Source organism: Streptomyces sp. NPDC087422, from assembly GCF_044744145.1.
Classification (GTDB): domain Bacteria; phylum Actinomycetota; class Actinomycetes; order Streptomycetales; family Streptomycetaceae; genus Actinacidiphila.
In genome coordinates this window covers 552,963-572,204 of record NZ_JBIUXT010000003.1, presented here as the reverse complement: position 1 = coordinate 572,204, position 19,242 = coordinate 552,963, and the positions used below count along the sequence as shown (strand labels likewise).

14 protein-coding genes are annotated in these 19,242 nt (G+C 72.7%); 8 read left to right on the top strand and 6 right to left on the bottom strand.

Annotated features, from left to right (window positions below):
* Window positions 1–222: 222 nt before the first annotated feature.
* The 6 genes from ACIO6U_RS12100 to ACIO6U_RS12075 all read left to right on the top strand — a co-directional run bounded on the left by ACIO6U_RS12100 (window position 223) and on the right by ACIO6U_RS12075 (window position 6,773).
* The gene (locus ACIO6U_RS12100) at window positions 223–1,083 is read left to right on the top strand and encodes an ABC transporter permease (protein ID WP_401718523.1); all 861 of its coding nucleotides are present in this window, start codon (window positions 223–225) and stop codon (window positions 1,081–1,083) included.
* Window positions 1,084–1,261: 178 nt separating this feature from the next.
* Entirely contained in the window at window positions 1,262–2,341 is a 1,080-nt protein-coding gene (locus tag ACIO6U_RS12095) for an ABC transporter substrate-binding protein (RefSeq protein WP_355336612.1), read from the top strand.
* Window positions 2,342–2,492: 151 nt separating this feature from the next.
* A complete protein-coding gene (locus tag ACIO6U_RS12090) occupies window positions 2,493–3,248 on the top strand; it encodes an ATP-binding cassette domain-containing protein (protein WP_391043497.1) in 756 nt (251 codons plus the stop codon).
* 248 nt (window positions 3,249–3,496) lie between these two features.
* On the top strand, window positions 3,497–4,393 hold the full coding sequence (locus tag ACIO6U_RS12085; protein WP_401718520.1) for a TauD/TfdA dioxygenase family protein: 897 nt from the start codon (window positions 3,497–3,499) through the stop codon (window positions 4,391–4,393).
* A 224-nt stretch (window positions 4,394–4,617) separates the two neighbouring features.
* A complete protein-coding gene (locus ACIO6U_RS12080; protein ID WP_401717954.1) occupies window positions 4,618–6,114 on the top strand; it encodes an MFS transporter in 1,497 nt (498 codons plus the stop codon).
* Window positions 6,111–6,773 carry a TetR/AcrR family transcriptional regulator gene (locus ACIO6U_RS12075; RefSeq protein WP_401717951.1) on the top strand — a complete coding sequence of 221 codons (663 nt, stop codon included), beginning with the start codon at window positions 6,111–6,113 and terminating at the stop codon, window positions 6,771–6,773. Before ACIO6U_RS12080 ends, ACIO6U_RS12075 begins: the two co-directional genes overlap by 4 nt.
* On the opposite strand, the gene ACIO6U_RS12070 is transcribed toward ACIO6U_RS12075, so the two are convergent.
* Window positions 6,770–7,681 carry an amidohydrolase family protein gene (locus ACIO6U_RS12070; protein WP_355336616.1) on the bottom strand — a complete coding sequence of 304 codons (912 nt, stop codon included), beginning with the start codon at window positions 7,679–7,681 and terminating at the stop codon, window positions 6,770–6,772. The genes ACIO6U_RS12075 and ACIO6U_RS12070 overlap by 4 nt on opposite strands.
* A gap of 190 nt (window positions 7,682–7,871) precedes the next feature.
* On the opposite strand from ACIO6U_RS12070, the gene ACIO6U_RS12065 reads away from it, so the two are divergent.
* Window positions 7,872–8,285 (top strand): DUF6344 domain-containing protein, encoded by a 414-nt coding sequence (locus ACIO6U_RS12065; protein WP_401717948.1) that lies wholly within the window; start codon window positions 7,872–7,874, stop codon window positions 8,283–8,285.
* A gap of 387 nt (window positions 8,286–8,672) precedes the next feature.
* The gene (locus ACIO6U_RS12060) at window positions 8,673–9,587 is read left to right on the top strand and encodes an HAD family hydrolase (RefSeq protein ID WP_401717945.1); all 915 of its coding nucleotides are present in this window, start codon (window positions 8,673–8,675) and stop codon (window positions 9,585–9,587) included.
* A 37-nt stretch (window positions 9,588–9,624) separates the two neighbouring features.
* Here the strand turns inward: ACIO6U_RS12060 and ACIO6U_RS12055 are convergent, their stop codons facing one another.
* The 5 genes from ACIO6U_RS12055 to hisC form a co-directional block, all read right to left on the bottom strand.
* On the bottom strand, window positions 9,625–11,484 hold the full coding sequence (locus ACIO6U_RS12055) for a GAF domain-containing protein (RefSeq protein ID WP_401717942.1): 1,860 nt from the start codon (window positions 11,482–11,484) through the stop codon (window positions 9,625–9,627).
* 36 nt (window positions 11,485–11,520) lie between these two features.
* On the bottom strand, window positions 11,521–15,162 hold the full coding sequence (gene cydD / locus ACIO6U_RS12050; protein WP_401717939.1) for a thiol reductant ABC exporter subunit CydD: 3,642 nt from the start codon (window positions 15,160–15,162) through the stop codon (window positions 11,521–11,523).
* Window positions 15,163–15,223: 61 nt separating this feature from the next.
* Window positions 15,224–16,234, bottom strand: a complete 1,011-nt coding sequence (gene cydB / locus ACIO6U_RS12045; RefSeq protein ID WP_401717936.1) for a cytochrome d ubiquinol oxidase subunit II — start codon at window positions 16,232–16,234, stop codon at window positions 15,224–15,226.
* A gap of 85 nt (window positions 16,235–16,319) precedes the next feature.
* A complete protein-coding gene (locus tag ACIO6U_RS12040) occupies window positions 16,320–17,822 on the bottom strand; it encodes a cytochrome ubiquinol oxidase subunit I (protein ID WP_401306004.1) in 1,503 nt (500 codons plus the stop codon).
* A 180-nt stretch (window positions 17,823–18,002) separates the two neighbouring features.
* Window positions 18,003–19,088: a histidinol-phosphate transaminase gene (gene hisC, locus ACIO6U_RS12035; RefSeq protein ID WP_355336623.1), complete on the bottom strand. Its 1,086-nt coding sequence runs from the start codon at window positions 19,086–19,088 to the stop codon at window positions 18,003–18,005.
* Between the last annotated feature and the right edge of the window lie 154 nt (window positions 19,089–19,242).

Genomic DNA, 19,242 nt, shown 5'->3' with positions numbered 1-19,242 from the left:
GACGCCGCCCGCCGTTCGGTCCTCGACCCGGCGCGGCCCCTTTCCCGAACTTCGTTGAGCCCACCCCGTCGTGGGGCGTTCGGCTCTGCCCTTTTCCCCTTCTGCTCTCGCTCGGGGACAGTCGCCGCTGTCGCTTGACGTCGACCGCGCCTGCCCTGGCACCCCCATGGAGGCAGTCCGTTGTCCGCCACCTCACGCCTGCCAGAAGCCGGTCCCGCCGCGATATCCGACGATCCGGCCGATCCGACCGATCCGGCCGAGCCGCCGGGGCGCGGCCGTCCTCGCGCGAAGGGCGTCTGGGCGCGCGTACGCCGTCTCGCGCTGCCGCTCGGCTCGCTCCTGCTCTTCCTCGTGCTGTGGCAACTGCTGGCGGCGAGCGGGAAGTGGAGCGAGACGCTGGTGCCGCCCCCGGCCAAGGTGTGGGACGCGTTCATCGACGTGTCCACGACGCACGACGGGGTGCGGGGCTACAACGGCACCACTCTCATCGACCACTTGGCCATCAGCCTGCGCCGCATCGCGATCGGCGGCGGTATCGGCATCGCCCTCGGAGTGCTGTTCGGCCTGCTCATGGGCACGGTCGGCTGGGTGCGCTCGCTGTTCGAACCCTGGATCACCTTCCTGCGGACGCTGCCGCCGCTGGCGTACTTCTCCCTGCTGATCATCTGGCTGGGCATCAACGAGGAACCGAAGATCACCCTGCTGGCCATCGCCGCCTTCCCGCCCGTGGCGGTGTCGACCACCGCGGCCGTCGCCGCCGCGCCGCGCGGCCTTGTCGAAGCGGCCCACGCGCTCGGCGGGTCGCGGTGGGACGTCATGCGGGACGTCATCGCCCCGTCGGCGCTGCCGGAGATCCTCACCGGCGTCCGGCTGGCGGTCGGGGTCACGTACTCCTCCCTCGTCGCCGCCGAGCTGGTCAACGGGCTGCCCGGCATCGGCGGCATGGTCAAGGACGCCGCCAACTACAACAACACGCCGGTGGTGCTCGTCGGCATCTTCACCATCGGCGTCTCGGGGCTCGTCATCGACGGTCTGCTGCTGTGGCTGGAGCGCAGCGTCGTGCCGTGGCGCGGCCGTTCCTAGTTCCCGGCCGACCCCCCGCCCCCCGTCCGTGGCCCGGTCCCTCGCGGCCCGCAGCGAGCAGCCCGCGGCTCCGGGCCCCCGTAACCCGCAACCCGCAACCCGCAACCCGCAACCCGCAACCGGTACCCCGTACGCCCTTCGCCCCGCCCGTCCCCTCCTCGCACAGAAACGGCTCCCCATGTCTGCCTGGAAGCACCGAGTTCCCGTCGGCACCGCCGCCCAAGGACCCTCGCGCCGCCTGCTGCTCGGCGGTGCGCTGGCCGCCGCGGCCTCCGTCGCCCTCACCGCCTGCGGCTCGGACGGCGGCAGCTCGTCCGGCGGTTCCAAGCGGCTGCGCATCGGCTACTTCGCCTTCCCCAGCGGCGACTTGCTCGTGAAGAACCACAAGCTGCTGGAGAAGGCGCTGCCGGACTACAAGATCACCTGGATCAAGTTCGACTCGGGCGCCAGCGTCAACCAGGCGTTCCTGGGCAAGTCCCTCGACATCGGCGCCCTCGGCTCCAGCCCCTTCGCGCGCGGGATCTCCGGCTCCTCGCCGATCCCGTACAAGGCCGCGTTCATCCTCGATGTCGCGGGCGAGAACGAGGCGTTGGTGGCCCGCAAGAGCACCGGCATATCCGATGTGGCCGGTCTCAAGGGGAAGACGGTCGCGACACCGTTCGCCTCCACCTCGCACTACAGCCTGCTGGCGGCGCTGGACGCGGCGGGCCTCAAGGCGTCGGACGTCAAGCTCGTCGACCTCCAGCCGCAGGCGATCCTCGCCGCGTGGCAGCGGGGGGACATCGACGCCGCGTATGTGTGGCTGCCGACCCTGGACGAACTGCGCAAGACCGGAACGCAGTTGATCAGCAGCAAGGAGATCAGCGCGGGCGGCAAGCCGACGCTGGACCTGGCCGTGGTCTCGGACGCGCTGATCGCCAAGGACCCGCACGCGATCGACGTGTGGCGCAAGGCGCAGGCGCAGGCGCTCGGGCTGCTCAAGTCCGATCCCGAGGGCACGGTCAAGGCCGTCTCCGCCGAGCTGAACATCAGCGCGGACGACGCCAGGAAGCAGCTCGCGCAGGGCGTGTTCCTCACCCCGGACGAGGTCGCCTCCGCCGCGTGGCTGGGTACGGAGGGGCAGCCGGGCAAGCTCGCGACGTATCTCACCGGCACCGCCCGGTTCCTGGCCGACCAGAAGCAGATCGACGCCGCGCCGTCCGAGGACGTCGTCGGCAAGGCGCTGTATCTGAAGGGGCTGCCCGATGTCCTCAAGTGAGACCGCGAGCGGGACCGTTGGCCGGACGGCCGACAAGACCACCGGGCCCGAGGCTGCCGGACCCGCCAACGCCACTCGTGCCGACACCAACCGCTCCGACACCACCCGCTCCGACACCAACCGTGCCGACGCCACACCCGCCGCCGGGGTCATCGCGCTCGACCGCGTCACCCACCGGTACGGCAAGGGCGAGGAGGCGGTGACGGCCGTGGGACCGGTCGATCTGACCGTGCCCGCGGGCGAGTTCCTGGTGCTCGTCGGCGCGTCCGGCTGCGGCAAGAGCACGCTGCTGCGGCTGATCGCCGGATTCGAGCGGCCCGCCCACGGCTCAGTACGGGTGTCGGGCGTCGAGCCGCTGCCCGGCAAGGCGGCCGGCGTGGTGTTCCAGCAGCCCCGGCTCTTCCCGTGGCGCACGGTGAAGGGCAACATCGACCTGGCCCTGCGCTACGCCGGGGTCGACCGGGACCAGTGGCCCCGGCGCCGTGCGGAACTCCTCGCACGCGTCGGCCTGGAGGGCACCGAGAAGCGGCGGATCTGGGAGATCTCCGGCGGCCAGCAGCAGCGCGTCGCCATCGCCCGCGCCCTGGCCGCCGACCACCCGCTGTTCCTGCTGGACGAGCCGTTCGCGGCGCTCGACGCGCTGACCCGCGAACGGCTCCAGGAGGACGTACGCCTGGTGACCGCGCAGACCGGGCGGACCACCGTCTTCGTCACGCACTCGGCGGACGAGGCGGTCTTCCTCGGCACCCGCATCGTGGTGCTGACCAAGGGGCCGGGCACCGTGGCCCTCGACCTGCCGATCCCGCTGCCGCGCGGCGACATCGACGCCGACGCGCTGCGCGACAGCGAGGAATTCGCCGAGCTGCGCGCCCGGGTCGCGCACACCGTGAAGGCCGCGGCGGCCTGATCCCTGGTCCCCGGTCCTCACGACCTCTCCATCCACGACACCCGCGCTCCGTATCGACGACATCCGCGACATCCGCGATACCCGCGACACCCGCACCATCCGCGACAGAGGAGGAACCACAGGTGAGCATCACCAGCGAGCAGCCCGCCGTAACCGACGCCGACCGTCCGACGACGTCGTCAACGCCGTCCCCGTCGTCAAGGCCGTCCCCGTCGCCGAGGGCGACCCCGTCCTCAACGGCGTCCCGTCTGCCGATCACCCCGCTCGGCCCGCGCTTCGGCGCGGAGATCCACGGCATCGACCTCGGCCGGCTGGACGACGACCAGGTCACCGCGATCAGGGCGGCCCTCGTGGAGCACAAGGTGCTCTTCGTCCGGGGCCAGGACATCGACGACGCGGCGCAGATCGAGTTCGGCCGCCGCCTGGGCGAGGTCACCACCGGGCACCCGATCCACGACTCCGGCGACGTGGCCCCCGAGGTGTACGCAGTCGACAGCCAGGACAACGGCTTCGCGGACGTCTGGCACACGGACGTGACGTTCGTACGGCGCCCGCCGGCGATCTCCGTACTGCGCGCGGTGCTGCTGCCGCCCAACGGCGGCGACACGACATGGGCCGACAGCCAGCTCGCCTACGAGTCGCTGTCGCCGGGGCTGCGGGCGTGGGCCGACTCGCTGACGGCGGTGCACGACGGCACCCGCGAGTTCGGGTACTACCTGGCCCAGCGCAGGAAGGGCCGCGGGAACGTGTGGGAGGGAGAGGAGTACACCGAGCTGAAGCCAGTGGAGCACCCCGTGGTGCGGGTGCACCCCGAGAGCGGGCGCAAGGGGCTCTTCGTCAACCCGGGCTTCACCTCGCACGTTCTCGGGGTGTCGGACCACGAGAGCCGGGGGCTGCTCGACATCCTCTACGCCCATCTCACCAAGCCCGAGCACCTCGTACGCCACCGGTGGAGCGCCGGTGACGTGGCCCTGTGGGACAACCGCAGCACCGCGCACTACGCCAACCGCGACTACGGCGACCAGCACCGCGTCATGCACCGCATCACGTTGAGCGGGGACACGCCGGTCGGCCCCGTCGCAGGAGCAGGAACCGGAGCCGGAGCCGGAGCAGGAGCAGGAGCAGGAGCAGGAGCCGTGGGCTGACGGGCGGCACCAGGAAGTCCGCTCCGGCCCGCGCCGCCCGCGCCAAACCCGCCCCACCCCCCGCCCCCGGGCCTCGGACCCCGGGGGCGGGGCTGATCGCGCCGATCACATCTGCTTATCATCGGGTGTAGACATCACATGTAGACATCGGCTGTAGGCATCGGTCCGCCCCTGTCGGGCGCACGCATCACACGGTGCCTCAGGGCCCGGGCGCGAGGAGCACGATGGAGTCGGCACGGTCGCGGGCACTGGTGCCCTGTCTGGCGTTCATATGCCTGGTCACCGCCGTGATCGGCAGCCTCGGGGCACCGCTCATCCCGTCCATCGCCTCGATGGACCACGTGTCCGTGACCGACGCGCAGTGGTCGCTGACGATCACCCAACTGGTGGCGGCGGTGGCCACGCCCGTGATGGGGCGGCTCGGTGACGGGCCGCACCGCAGGACCGTCGTCGTCGGTACCCTCGCGCTGGTCGTCGTCGGCTGCGTGCTGGCGGCGCTCCCCCTGGGCTTCGCCGCGCTGCTCGTCGGCCGCGCCCTCCAGGGCATCGGTCTCGGGCTCACGCCGCTGACCATCGCCGTGGCCAGGGACGTACTGCCCGCCGCCCGCGCCGTTCCGGTGATCGCCCTGCTGTCGATCACCGCCGTGACGGGGGTGGGCCTGGGCTATCCGCTCACCGGTCTGATCGCGCAGGGCGGCGGCGTCCGCGCGGCGTACTGGTTCGGCGTGGCCGTCAGCGTGCTCGGCCTGGCCGCCGCCGCGTGGGTCGTCCCGGCCGCGCGGCATCGCGCCCGCGTCCGGCTGGACGGGGTCGGCGCGGTGCTGCTGGCCGTGGCCACCGCGTCGCTGCTGGTCGCGATCAGCGAGGGCGAGAGCTGGGGCTGGGCCTCGGCGCGCGTGGACGGCATGATCGCCGCGTCCGTCCTGCTCTTCGCGGGCTGGGTGTGGTGGGAGCTGCGTACGGATCATCCGCTGGTCACACTGCGGCTGGTACGTGACCGGGCGGTGCTGACCGCGAGCGTCGCGGCGGTGCTCGCGGGCGTCGGCATGTACCTGCTGCTGTCCACCGTCACCAGGCTGGTGCAGACGCCCGCCACCACGGGCTACGGGCTGGGCCGGACGGTGGTCGTGGCCGGTCTCGCCCTGACGCCGTTCTCCCTGGGCAGCTTCCTGGCCAACCGGCTCACCCCGGTGCTGGTCCGCCGGATCTCGCCCCAGCGGGTCCTGCCGATGAGCTGCCTGGTGCTGCTCGCCGCGATGGCCCTGTTCACCGCATGGCGCGGGAACATGGCGCAGATCATGGCGGTCATGTTCGTCGCGGGCCTCGGCGTCGGGGTCATCTTCGCGGTCGTGCCGGGCTTCCTCGTCCGCGCGGTGCCCGCGCACGAGACGGGCAGCGCCATGAGCTTCAACCAGGTGCTGCGCTACATCGGTTACGCGGTCGGCAGCGCGCTGAGCGCGGCCGTGCTCGAAGCGCACACCGCGGAAGGCGCGGCGTTCCCCACGTCCGGTGGGTACAGTGCGGTGGGGCTGCTGAGCTGCGGCGTCTGGCTCGCCGCCGCCGTGGTGGCGGTGGCCGTGCCGTGGCACCGACGCGGTTCGTCGGCACGGCCCGGCCCGTCGGCACGGCCCGCGGTGGCGGCCCAGACGCGCCCCCGGGTGCGGGCGCGGCCCGGCGAACACGACGACCTCCACGAACTGGACGGAACGGCCGCGGAATGAGTGGAACGACACCGGCCGACGAACGGCCCGCCGGGGCGGCCCAGCACCGGCGCGACGCGGCGGGCAGCCGCGAACGCCTGCTGAAGGCCGCGGGCGAGCTGTTCGCCGAGCACGGGTACGACCGCACCACCGCGCGGGCCATCGGCAGCCGCGCCGGGGTCGACCCGGCGATGATCGCCCGCTACTTCGGCGGCAAGGCCCAGCTCTACATCGCCACGCTGCGCACCAACGACGGCCCGGACGACATCGTCGACCTCCTCGACCCCGACCGTCTGGCGACCATCCTCGACCGCACCCGGCGCCACGGCCCCAACCCCGTCTACCAGGTCGCCGTCCGCCCCCACGAGGACCCGGCCGGTCAGCAGGCCACCCGCGCGGAGCTGCACCGCCGTGTCGTGGACCCCCTCCACCGGCGCCTGCTCGCCGAGGGCACCCCCGATCCCGCCCTGCGCGCCGAACTCATCGCCGCCGCCTTCATCGGCGTCGTCCTGGCCCGCGGCTCCGGCGCCTTCACCCGCCTCCCCGCCCTCCCCGACGCCGAGCTCCGCACCCTCCTCCTCCAGATGCTGACCCCCCAAGACCCGAGCCCGGACCCCGACCCGGACTCCGCCCCGGACCCGGACCCCAACGCCGACCCGGACCCCGACTCCGCCCGCTAGGGGAGGGCCGGTAGGGCGAAGAGGCGGGCGGCGTTGTCGTGGCAGACGGCGCGGAGCCAGGCGGCGCCGAGGCCGGTGGATTCCAGGGCGTGGAGGGCGTGGGCGTAGGGATAGGGGATGTTGGGGAAGTCCGTGCCGAGCAGGACGCGGTCGGCGAGGGCGGACAGGCGGGGCAGGGCCGCGGGCGGGAAGGGGGCGGCGGACTCGCTGAAGTCGGTGAAGGCCATGGTGGTGTCGAGCAGGACCCGCTCGTGCCGCTCGGCGAGGCCGAGGAAGTCCTCGTACTCCGGCATTCCCAGGTGGGCGACGACGAGCCGCAGCCGCGGGTGCCTGGCGAGCAGGGCGGCGACGGGGGCGGGGCCGGTGAAGGGGCCGGGGACCGGGCCGGAGCCGCAGTGGGTGACGACGGGAACGCCGGTGTCGGCGAGCAGGCCCCAGACGTCGTCGAGCAGCGGGTCGTTGGGGTCGTAGCCGCCGACCTGGAGGTGGCACTTGAAGACGCGCGCGCCCTGGGCGAGGGCGCGGCGTACGTCGTCGGGGGCGCCGGGCTCGGCGAAGAACGTCGCGGTGTGCAGGCAGTCCGGGGTGCGGGCGGCGAAGTCGGCGGCCCAGTCGTTCAGCCAGCGCGCCATGCCGGGCTTGTGCGGATAGAGCATCGAGGTGAAGGCCCGGACGCCGAAGCCGCGCAGGGTCTCGACACGCCGCCGCTCCTCCTCGCGGTACGCGATCGGCCAGGCGCGGCCGACGAGCGGACCGGCCGCGTCGAAGTACGCCCACACCTTGGCCATGACGCGCTCGGGCATGAAGTGGGTGTGCACGTCGATGAGGGCGTCGAGGCCCAGGGCCTGGCGGAACGCGGCGACCTCGGCCTGTTCGCCGCGCCGGGGCGGCTCCTCGGGAGGGGACACGCCGCCACCTTATCCAGCGCGTCAGGACCGGCCTCGGCCCCGTCGGTGCGGGGCGGCACAGGACCCCCTTGGTCCGAATGAGTGGCGTTTATGTGTATATCCGCGAATCCGGGGTGCGGCTCCCACGATTCCGTGCCGTCTTCCTCATGATCGGAGAAGTCAGATTTCCGCACCAAGGAATCGAGAGGTCATGAACGTCTTCAAGAACGTCACCGCCTTCTGGAGCGCCTTCGTCGGCGTGCTCCTCAAGCTCGTCGCCGGGCTCGGCTTCGCCACTCCGGCCCGCACCGCCCGCGTCCACACCGCCGCCGACCAGGCCGCCGCCGTCCCGGCCGCAGCCGTCGCCGCGGCGAACGGCACGCGCGCCACGCCGACCCCCACCAGGACACCGTCCTGCGCCGCACTGCTGCCGGCCCCGCGCCCCAGCAGCCGCTCGCTGCCGCCCACGATGAAGCAGCGCATCAGGGCCGAGGCGCACGGCTCCTCCCCCTCCGCCCGCAGCATCGCCCCGGACACCGGCGAGGCCCTGCCGTACCCCGCCAGTCCGGCCCTCGCGGACCACGCCCTGACCAGCACCGCGGACGAAGCGGTGCTCGTCCGCTGAGCCGGACCGCGTACGACGATCCCGTACGTGGTCCCCGCACGGAGATCCCGCACGGAGATCCCGCAGGAACTTCCGGGACGCAGTCCCCGCACGAACTCCCCTTCTGTACAAGCTTCTTGTACGACCAGCACCGCACCAACCCCACAGATTTCTGCGCCCCACAAGCGCAGCGCTCACCCTCGTCGCACCAGCAGCCGCGCCGGCGGCCGCACCAGCCAGTCGTACCGTCAGCCGTATCCGCTGCCAGTCCGTCAGCCCGTACCCCTGCCGTGATCGCGTGACCCGCGCCCCTGTGACGCCCCCGGGAGCGATGGGATCAAGCCGGAATCGCGGCCGAAACGGGCTCGGCTGAGCGGGTATCCGCACCTTTGTGCGGGCGGGGCAAGGATGCGCAAGGATGGGCCCGTGACCTCAGCCAATGAGCCCAGCGGGCAGCATCGATCAGCGGACGTGTCGTCCGCCGCCTCCTACACCGCCCCTCCGCCGCGGCTGATCGCCACCGACCTGGACGGCACGCTGCTGCGCGACGACAAGACGGTGTCCCCGCGTACGGTCGCGGCGCTCGCCGACGCCGAGGCCGCGGGCATCGAGGTCTTCTTCGTCACCGGGCGCCCCGCACGCTGGATGGACACCGTCGCGGCCCACCTCGCGGGGCACGGCATGGCCATCCTGGCCAACGGCGCCTCCGTCTGGGACCTGCACAAAGGCGAGTTGATCGAGGCGTTCCCGCTGCCGGAGGACGACGCCCTCGCCGTCGCGCACGCGCTGCGCGCCGCCGTGCCCGGCACGACCTTCGCTGTCGAACGCGCCGACACCTTCTACCGCGAGCCGGACTACCCCCGCGTCATCGAGCCGGACTTCGGCCCCACGGCCCCGATCGAGGAACTGCTCGCCGTGCGCGACCCGCGCCAGCCGCTGCTGAAGCTGCTCGCCAAGCACCCGTCCATCGACCCGGACGAATTCCTCGCCATCGGGCTGAGCGTGGCGGGGCAGCACGGCGAGATCACCCGGTCCAGCGACAGCGCGCTGCTGGAGATCAGCGGCGAGGGCGTCAGCAAGGCCACGACGCTGGCGCGATGTTGCGCCGAGCGCGGGGTGTCCGCCGCCGAGGTCGTCGCCTTCGGCGACATGCCGAACGACCTCGCGATGCTCGGATGGGCCGGTACGTCGTACGCCGTCGCGAACGCCCATCCCCGCGTCCTGGCCACGACCACGCACCGCACCGAGTCCAACAACGACGACGGGGTCGCCCGCGTCATCGAGCGGATCATCGCCGCCCGGCACGGCGACGGAACCGCCTAGCCCGTACGGGGACGGCCAGTCGCACCGCTCCGCCCGGTCAGTCCGTACGCAGCGGCGCCTCCCACCGCACCGTCGTGCCCGCGCCCTCGGGGCCCGGCCCGAACTGGCTCGATCCGCCCAGCGATTGGGCGCGGCGGGAGAGATTGCGCAGGCCGCTGCGGCGGCCGGCCGGGGGGATGCCGACGCCGTCGTCGGTGGCGGTCAGGCGGACCGCGTCGCCGCCGCCGGGAAGGGTGGCGGTGGCGTCGAGGGTGATGTCGATGCGCGAGGCGCGGGCGTGCCGGAAGGCGTTGGAGAGGACTTCGCGCAGCGCCGCGACGAGGTTCTTGGCGGTGGGCTCGCCCACCAGCGCGTCGACCGGTCCGATGAAACGTACGGACGGCTGGAAGCCGAGCGGGACGGCGGCGGTGCCGACCTCGCGCAGGACGCGGGCGCGCAGTCCTGAGGGGGCGTCGTCGGGCGCCTGCTGGAGGGCGTAGACGGCGGTGCGCACCTCCTGGATGGTGGCGTCGAGTTCGTCGACGGCGTGGCCGATGCCCTCGCGGACCTCGGGCGTGCGGGCCCTGCGCCCCGCGCCCTCCAGCATCATGCCGGTGGCGAAGAGCCGCTGGATGACGAGGTCGTGCAGGTCGCGGGCGATACGGTCGCGGTCCTTGTAGACGGCGAGGCGTTCGCGGTCGCGCTGCACGTCGGCCAGGACGAGGGCGAGCGCTGCCTGGGCGGCGAACTGGGTGGCCAGTACGCGTTCGGCCTCGGTGAACGGACGGCCGCCGGGCTCGCGCGGCAGCGCGAGGATGCCGATGACACGGTCGTTGCTCCGCAACGGGAGCATCATGGTCGGCCCGAAGCGTTCCGCCAGCCGCGTGGTGGTGCGCGGGTCGGAGGCGGCGTCCGCCACGAAGACGGCCTCGCCGTTGAGGAGTTGGGCCGCGATCGGATTCTGCGGCGGGATGACGGTGCCGACCATGCCGGCCGGCTCGGCGGCGGAGGCCGCGACGACCTCGAGGCCGCCGTCCCCGGCCCCGTTCTCGTCGAGGCTCGGCAGCATGACCAGCGCGGCGGCGGACTCGGCGAGCTTGCGGGCCCACACCGCGACGACGTCGAGCGCGTCGCTGGTGCCGTCCCCGGTGAGCAGGGCCGTGGTGACGGCGGCGGCGCCGCTGATCCAGTGCTCGCGCTGCCGGGTGGCCTCGTACTGCCGGGCGTTGCCGATCGCGATCCCGGCCTCCATGGCGAGGATGCGCAGCATGGCGGTGTCCTCGTCGGTGAACGGACGGCCGCCGCGCTTCTCGGTGAGGTAGAGATTGCCGAAGATCTCGGTGTGGACGCGGATCGGGACGCCCAGGAAGCTGCTCATCGGCGGGTGGCCGGGCGGCAGGCCCACCGCGCGGGCGTCGTCCGACAGGTGGGCCAGCCGCAGCGGCACCGGGTGCCGGATCAGCTCGCCGAGCAGCCCGGTGTGGCCGTCGGGCAGTGCGCCCATCCGCTCGGCGTCGGCCTCGTTGATCCCGTACGTGATGAAGTCCGCGAGTCCCGAGCCGTCCGCGTCGAGGACGCCGAGCGCGGCGTAACGCGCCCCGGCCAGCTCGGCCGCCGTCTCCACGATGCGGCGCAGCGTGGTGTGCAGCTCGATGCCGGTGCCGACCGAGACGACCGCTTCCAGCAGTTCCGGCAGCCGGACGGTGATCTGGGAGGCGATGCCCTGGAAGCTGAGGGTGGTCGGCTCGGGGGTCTCCCCGTCGCCCGGAGCGTCTCCGGAGGAGGTCGGTCCCGCGGGGGGTGCCGCGCCGTAGGCCGGGGCGTATGCCGGGGCGTCCTCGTCGTTCGGGGCCGCCCCGGCCGTCTCCTGGCGCGCTTCCTCGGGCGTCCCGCCGGGCGTCTCGCTGTCTGAGGCCATGAGCCGAGGTTATTTGGTGGCGTATGTCCGGGAAAGTCAGGCGGTACCCGTGCCCACGAGCGAACGCGGTCCCGAGGCGGCGGCCGTGGCCCCCGCCAGAGCCGTGTCCGCGAGCCGTTCCCGCTCCAGGGTGCGGCGGAACGGCCCCTCGGCCGCCGCCAGTTCCTCGTAGCCGCCGCGCTGCACGACCCGTCCCCGCTCCAGCACCACGATCTCGTCGACCGCGCCGCCCGCGAGACCGGCCAGCCGGTGGGTGATCAGCAGCGTCGTACGGCCGCGCGTGGCGGCCAGCAGATCGGCGGTCAGGGCGTCGGCGGTGGCCAGGTCGAGGTGTTCCGCGGGCTCGTCCAGGACGAGGACGGGGAAACGGGCGAGCAGCGCGCGGGCCAGGGCCAGGCGCTGGCGCATGCCGCCGGACAGCCGGGCGCCGTGTTCGCCGACGAGGGTGTCCAGGTCGATGTCCAGCCGGGCGGCGGCCAGCGCCTCCCGGAGTTCGCCGTCGTCCGCGCCGGGGCGGGCGAGCCGCAGATTCTCCCGGACGGTGCTGTCGAAGACGTGCGCGTCCTGGGCGCACAGGCCGACGAGGCGGCGTACGTCGTCGCCGTCCAGGCCCGCCGCGTCCTGCCCCGCCAGCGTGTACGTGCCCGACTCGGTGTCCAGGAACCGCAGCAGTACGTGCGCGAGCGTCGTCTTGCCCGCGCCCGAGGCGCCGACGACCGCGATCCTGCGGCCCTCGGTGAGGGTGAGGCCGACGCCGTCCAGCGCCGGTACGTCCTGGCCCGGGTGGCGGGCCGTCACCTCCCGTACGACCAGCGGGAACGGTGACGCGGGCGGGGGCGCGGGCCGCTCCGGCTCGCGTACGGGCAGCGGCGCGTCCAGCACCTCGCTCACCCGCGCCGCCGAGCGCCGGCTCCGCTGCCGCTGCTGGGCCGCGAGCGGCATCCCGGCGACGGCCTCGAAGGCGGCCAGCGGCGTCAGCACCAGCACGGCCAGCGCGACGCCCTGGAGGTGGTGGCCGCTGACGGCCCGGACGCCGACGTACGCGCACGCCGTCACCGTCACCCCGCTGACCAGCGCGGTCAGTCCGGCGCCGAGCGCGGTCGCGGCGGCCGAACGGGCCGCGATCCGGGTGAGCGTACGGTCGGCGCGCGCGGCGTCGGCGCGGCGGCGCGGGAGGGCGCCCGCCACGGTCAGTTCGGCGGTGCCGGTGAACAGGCCGAGGACGCGGGCGGACAGTTCGCCCCTGGCGGGCGCGAGGCGCGCCTCGGTGCGGCGGGCGACGGCGGCCGACAGCGCGGGGACGGCCACGCCCGCGGCGAGCAGCCCGCAGGCCAGGATCAGCCCGGCGGCGGGCAGCAGCCAGCCGGTGAAGGCCGCGGTCGCCACGGACACGAGGCCGCCGGTCAGCGCGGGCAGCAGCCACCGCAGGTAGTGGTCCTGGACGGCGTCCACGTCCGCGACCAGGCGCGAGAGCAGGTCACCGCGGCGCGTCCCGCCGAGTCCCGCGGGCGCCAGCCGCTCCAGCCGCCGGAACACCGCCACCCGCACCCCGGCCAGCGCCCGGAACACCGCGTCGTGCGCCACCAGCCGCTCGCCGTAACGGAACACGGCCCGCCCGATCCCGAACGCCCGCGTCGCCGTCACGGCCACCATCAGATACAGCACCGGCGGCTGCTGCGACGCCCGGCTGATCAGCCACCCCGACGTCGCCATGAGCCCCACAGCCGACAGCAACGCCGCCGCCCCCAGCCCGACGGCCCCCACGAACCGCCCCCGCGCCCCGCCACCACGAACGCGAAGCGCCTCCGGCCCGGACCGCCCCACCACCCCCACAGCCGCCCGCCGCACCCGCAGCCCCACCCGGCAGAGAACCCCGCCATCCCCCACCACAGGCGTCGCCGTCGCCGCCGCACGAGCCGCCGCCGCGACAGGCGTGGGCTCGGACGGGGTGACGTCCCCCGCGGAGACCACCGTGCCGCCAGGCACCCGGCCCGTCGCCGCAGACGCCCCGTCCCCCGCCGCGGTCGGGTCGCCGTCGACGGCGGAGATGCGGGGCGGGCGGAGGGAGAGGACTTTCGTGGCGAGGGGGAGGAGCGCGGGGCGGTGGGCGATGAGGAGGACGGTGCGGGTGGCGGCGAGGCGGTGGAGGGTCGTGACGATCTCGGCCTCGGTGGCGCCGTCGAGGTTGGCGGTGGGCTCGTCGAGGAGAAGCAGGGGGCGGTCGGCGAGGAAGGCGCGGGCCAGGGCGATGCGCTGGCGCTGACCCGCGGAGAGGTTCGCGCCGTCCTCGGTGAGGACGGTGGCGGGGGAGACGAAGGAGAGCGCGTCGGCGTCGGCGAGCGCGGTACGTACGGCGGCGTCGTCGGCGTCGGGCCGGGCGAGCCGTACGTTGTCGGCGACGGTCCCGGCGAACAGGTGCGGGTGCTGGGGGACCCAGGCGATCCAGCGGTGCCAGTCGGCCGGGTCGATCGCGGCGAGGTCGGTGTCGCCGACCAGAATCCGCCCCTCGGCGGCGGGAACGAAGCCGAGCAGCGCGTTGAGCAGGGTCGTCTTCCCGGCCCCGCTGGGCCCGGTGACGGCCACCGTCTCACCCGGCGCGAGGGTGAACGTCGTCGCGGCCAGCGACCCGCCCTCCCGTACGACCAGCCCCTCGACCGTGATCGCGGCACCCCGCGGATCCGGCGCGGCGGCCCGCCCCCGTACCGCACCCGCCCCGGTCCGCGGCGAGGTCTCCAGCACCTCGAAGACCTGCTCCGCCGCCGCCAGCCCCTCGGCCGCCGCGTGGTACTGCGCGCCCACCTGCCGCAGCGGCAGATACGCCTCGGGCGCGAGGATCAGCACCAGCAGGCCCGTCCGCAGGGACAGCTCGCCGTGGACGAGCCGCATGCCGATCCCGACCGCGACCAGCGCGACGGAAATGGTGGCGAGCAGTTCGAGGACGAAGGAGGACAGGAACGCGATCCGCAGCGTCTTGAGCGTGGCCCGCCGGTACTCGCCGGTGATGGCGCGGATGTTGTCGGCCTGCGCCTTGGCCCGGCCGAAGACCTTGAGCGTGGGCAGCCCCGCGACGACGTCGAGGAAGTGCCCGGACAGCCGGGCCAGCAGCTTCCACTGCCGGTCCATCCGCTCGCGGGTCGCCCAGCCGACCAGCACCATGAACAGCGGGATCAGCGGCAGCGTCACCGCGATGGTGGCGGCCGAGATCCAGTCGGCGGTGACGATCCGGGCCAGCACGACCGCGGGCACGACCACCGCGAGGCCGAGCTGCGGCAGATACCGCGAGAAGTAGTCGTCCAGCGCGTCGATCCCGCGGGTGGCGAGCGTGGTCAGCTCACCGCTGCGCCGCCCGGTCAGCCAGCCGGGGCCCAGCGCGGTGGCCCGCTCCAGCAGCTGCCCGCGCAGCTGCGACTTCACCGCCGCCCCCGCCCGGTGCGCGCACAGCTCGGTGAGCCAGCCGACCAGCGCCCGCCCGACGGCGACCGCCACCAGCCACGCGAGCGTCCCGCGCAGCTCCCCGACACCCTCCCCGTCCCGGAACCCGCCGACCACCACATCGGCGATCAGCACCGCCTGGGCGATGATCAGCCCCGCCCCGGCCAGCCCGAGCAGCACCGCCCCGGCGAGGAAGACCCGGGTCGTACGCGCGTACCGCAGCAGTCGCGGATCGACAGGTTTCACGTGGAACATCTCCCTTCGGTCAGTGACCGGCTGTCAGCGATCGGCCCTCAGTGATCGGCCCTCAGTGATCGGTCGCCGCGCCCGCGATGTGCTGGGTGCCGATGCGCTTGCGGAAGACCCAGTACGTCCAGCCCTGGTAGAGCAGGACGAGGGGCGTGGCGATGCCCGCGCACCACGTCATGATCCGCAGCGTGTACGGCGTGGAGGAGGCGTTGGTGACGGTCAGGCTCCAGGCGTCGTTCAGCGAGGACGGCATGACGTCGGGGAAGAGCGTCAGGAAGAACATGGCGATGGTCGCCGCGACCGTGACGCCGGACAGCGCGAACGACCAGCCCTCGCGTCCCGCGAGATTGGCGCCGAGGGCCCCGACCAGGGCGACGACGGCGACGATCAGCGCGGGCAGGCTGCGGCCGTCGCCGTGCGCGGCCTGGGTCCAGGTCAGAAAGGCCAGCGCGAGGAGCGCGGTGAGCACGCCGACGCGGGTGGCCAGCGCGCGGGCCCGGTCGCGGATGTCGCCGAGGGTCTTGAGCGAGGCGAAGACGGCGCCGTGGAAGGTGAACAGGCTCAGGGTGACGAGTCCGCCGAGGATCGAGTACCCGTTGAGCAGGTCCCAGAAGTTGCCGACGTACTCCTTGTTCGCGTCGATCTTCACGCCCCGCACGATGTTCGCGAAGGCGACGCCCCAGAGCAGCGCCGGGACCAGGGAGGTCCAGAAGATCGCGTTCTCCCAGTTGCGCTGCCAGCGCTCGTCGTCGCGCTTGGCGCGGTACTCGAAGGCGACGCCGCGCACGATCAGGCAGACCAGGATGATCAGCAGCGGCAGGTAGAAGCCGGAGAAGAGGGTGGCGTACCAGTCGGGGAAGGCCGCGAAGGTCGCGCCGCCCGCCGTGAGCAGCCACACCTCGTTGCCGTCCCAGACCGGGCCGATGGTGTTGATCAGGACCCGCTTCTCGGTACGGTCGCGGGCCAGCAGCTTGGTCAGGACGCCGATCCCGAAGTCGAAGCCCTCAAGGAAGAAGTAGCCGGTCCACAGGACCGCGATGAGGACGAACCAGACGTCGTGCAGATGCATGTCGCACTCCTCTCAGTCAGTACGGAACAGTCGGTACGGATCAGTCGGTACGGATCAGTCGGTACGGATCAGTCGGTACGGACGCTCAGTACGAGAAGGCCATCGGGCGGTCGGCGTCCGCGCCGTCGTCGTCGCCGCCGATCCGGGTGGGGGAGCGGCGGTCGTCGTCGGTGAGCTCCGGCGGCCCCGCCTTGGCGTACTTCAGGAGCAGCCGCACCTCGACGACGGCGAGAGCCGCGTAGAGGAGGGTGAAGACGATCAGGGAGGTGAAGACCTCGCCGGTGGAGACCGTGGGGGAGACCGCGTCGCGGGTGCGCAGCACGCCGTAGACCACCCAGGGCTGGCGGCCGGTCTCGGTGAAGATCCAGCCCCAGGAGTTGGCGATCAGCGGGAAGGCCATGGTCCACAGGGCGATCCACCAGTACCAGCGCGTGAGCCGGGGGCCGATCTGCCCGTTCCTGGTGAGCATCAGGTGCGGGACCTCGTCGTCGCCGGTGCGGTGCGCGGGCGCGAGCCAGAACTTGCGGCGGGTGAGCCACAGGCCGGCCGCGCCGACGCCGATCGAGACGACGCCGAAGCCGATCATCCAGCGGAAGCCCCAGTAGGCGACGGGGATGTTGGGCCGGTAGTCGCCGGGGCCGTACTTCGCCTGCTCTTCCTTGTTGACGTCGTTGATGCCGCCCACGTAGGCGTTGAAGTTGTCGGTGGCCAGGAACGACAGCAGGTTCGGAATGTCTATGGCCACCTTGTTGTGGCCCTTGTTGACGTCGCCGACCGCGAAGATCGAGAAGGGCGCGCCCTTCTGGCCGTCCCACAGCGCCTCGGCGGCGGCCATCTTCATCGGCTGCTGCTTGAACATGACCTTGCCGAGGGTGTCGCCGCTGATCGCGGTGAGCGCGCCCGCGACGACGGCGACGACCAGGGCGAGGCGCAGCGAGGAGCGCATCACGGAGATGTGCTGCTTACGGGCCAGGTGGTAGGCGGCGATCCCGATCATGAACGCGGCGCCGGTGAGGAAGGCGGCGGACATGGTGTGGAAGAACTGCGCCAGCGCGGTGTCCTGGGTGAGCACCGCCCAGAAGTCGGTGAGTTCCGCGCGCTTGGTCGTCGGGTTGTAGCGGTAGCCGACCGGGTGCTGCATCCAGGAGTTGGCGGCCAGGATGAAGTACGCGGACAGGATCGTCCCGATCGAGACCATCCAGATGCAGGCGAGGTGGATCTTCTTCGGCAGCTTGTCCCAGCCGAAGATCCACAGGCCGATGAAGGTGGACTCGAAGAAGAAGGCGATCAGTGCCTCGAAGGCGAGCGGGGCGCCGAAGATGTCGCCGACGAAGCGCGAGTAGTCCGACCAGTTCATGCCGAACTGGAACTCCTGGACGATGCCCGTCACCACGCCCATGGCGATGTTGATCAGGAAGAGCTTGCCCCAGAACTTGGTGGCCCTCAGGTACTTCTCGTCGCCGCTGCGCACCCACGCGGTCTGGAGTCCGGCCGTGAGCGCGGACAGCGAGATCGTCAGCGGTACGAAGAGGAAGTGGTAGACGGTCGTGATGCCGAACTGCCATCGGGCGACGTCCAGTGGACCCATTGCGAGTTGCACGATCCGTCTCCTTTTCTCCTACAACCCGATCAGCTTGTGAACGTGAATACATTCACAAGCTCAGTATTACGCACAGCAGTTCGCCCCCTGCAACCGGGGGGTCGCAAGGGGCGAAAGCGCAGGTGGGAGTGGGTTTCGGGGGATCGTGCCGACGGGCGCGCCGCCGCGTCACAGCTCCTTGCGGAAGCTTTCGGCGGTCCGCAGCAGCAGATCGTTGGCCTCGGTCTCGCCGATGGTGATCCGTACGCCCTCGCCGGCGAAGGGGCGGACGGTGGTGCCGGCCCGCTCGGCCGCCGCCGCGAAGTCCGTGGTGCGCTCCCCCAGCCGCAGCCAGACGAAGTTGGCCTGCGTCTCGGGCACCGTCCAGCCCTGCGCGGTCAGCGCCTCGACCACCCGGGTCCGCTCGGTGACCAGGCCCGCGACCCGCTCCAGCAGCGCCGGCTCCGCGCGCAGGCTGGCGACCGCCGCGTCCTGCGCGAGCTGGCTCACGCCGAAGGGCACCGCCGTCTTGCGCAGCGCCGCCGCCACCGGCTCGTGCGCCACCGCGAAGCCGATCCGCAGGCCCGCCAGGCCGTACGCCTTGGAGAAGGTCCGCAGCACCGCCACATTCGGACGGTCCCGGTACAGATCGATTCCATCGGGAACATCGGGGTCGGTGATGAATTCGCGGTACGCCTCGTCCAGCACCACCAGGATGTCGGACGGCACCCGGTCGAGGAATCGTTCCAGCTCGGCCCGGCGCACCACCGTGCCGGTCGGATTGTTGGGATTGCAGACGAAGATCAGCCGCGTGCGGTCGGTGACCGCCGCCGCCATCGCGTCCAGGTCGTGCACCTCGTCCGCGTCCAGCGGCACCTGCACCGGCAGCGCGCCGCTGATCCGGGTGATGATCGGATACGCCTCGAAGGACCGCCAGGCGTAGATCACCTCGTCGCCGGGGCCCGAGGTCGACTGGAGCAACTGCTGGGCCACGCCGACCGAGCCGGTGCCGGTCGCCACGTGTGCCTCGGGCACGCCGAAACGTCCCGCCAGCTCGGCGGTCAGCGCCGAGCAGGCCAGGTCGGGATAGCGGTTGAACGTGGCCGCGGCGGCGGTGGCCGCCTCCAGCACACCGGGCAGCGGAGGGTACGGGTTCTCGTTGGAGGACAGCTTGAAGGCGGGCCCGGCCTGGGCACCGCTCTCGTCCACGGCCGGGGGTCGCCCGGGCTTGTACGTGGGGATGCCGTCCAGTTCCGCGCGCAGCTTGGGGGTCATGGCCACACCCTACGAGCGCCCGCGCCCCCTGTGGAGGTGCGGTACCCGCGATCGACTGTCGATACCGGGTCTGAGCCGCCCATGGGGGCACCCCCGGACGGAGTCCGGGGGAGAGAAGGCGGCCAAAAAAAGGCACCCCGCGTCCCTCGTAGGA

Bases quoted from the DNA above. Each gene is read 5' to 3' on its own strand.
- ACIO6U_RS12095 (WP_355336612.1), top strand. From the start codon at position 1,262: ATGTCTGCCTGGAAGCACCGAGTTCCCGTCGGCACCGCCGCCCAAGGA.
- ACIO6U_RS12080 (WP_401717954.1), top strand. From the start codon at position 4,618: ATGGAGTCGGCACGGTCGCGGGCACTGGTGCCCTGTCTGGCGTTCATA.
- ACIO6U_RS12075 (WP_401717951.1), top strand. From the start codon at position 6,111: ATGAGTGGAACGACACCGGCCGACGAACGGCCCGCCGGGGCGGCCCAG.
- ACIO6U_RS12065 (WP_401717948.1), top strand. From the start codon at position 7,872: ATGAACGTCTTCAAGAACGTCACCGCCTTCTGGAGCGCCTTCGTCGGC.
- ACIO6U_RS12060 (WP_401717945.1), top strand. From the start codon at position 8,673: ATGCGCAAGGATGGGCCCGTGACCTCAGCCAATGAGCCCAGCGGGCAG.
- ACIO6U_RS12055 (WP_401717942.1), bottom strand. From the start codon at position 11,484: ATGGCCTCAGACAGCGAGACGCCCGGCGGGACGCCCGAGGAAGCGCGC.
- cydB (WP_401717936.1), bottom strand. From the start codon at position 16,234: ATGCATCTGCACGACGTCTGGTTCGTCCTCATCGCGGTCCTGTGGACC.
- ACIO6U_RS12040 (WP_401306004.1), bottom strand. From the start codon at position 17,822: ATGGGTCCACTGGACGTCGCCCGATGGCAGTTCGGCATCACGACCGTC.
- hisC (WP_355336623.1), bottom strand. From the start codon at position 19,088: ATGACCCCCAAGCTGCGCGCGGAACTGGACGGCATCCCCACGTACAAG.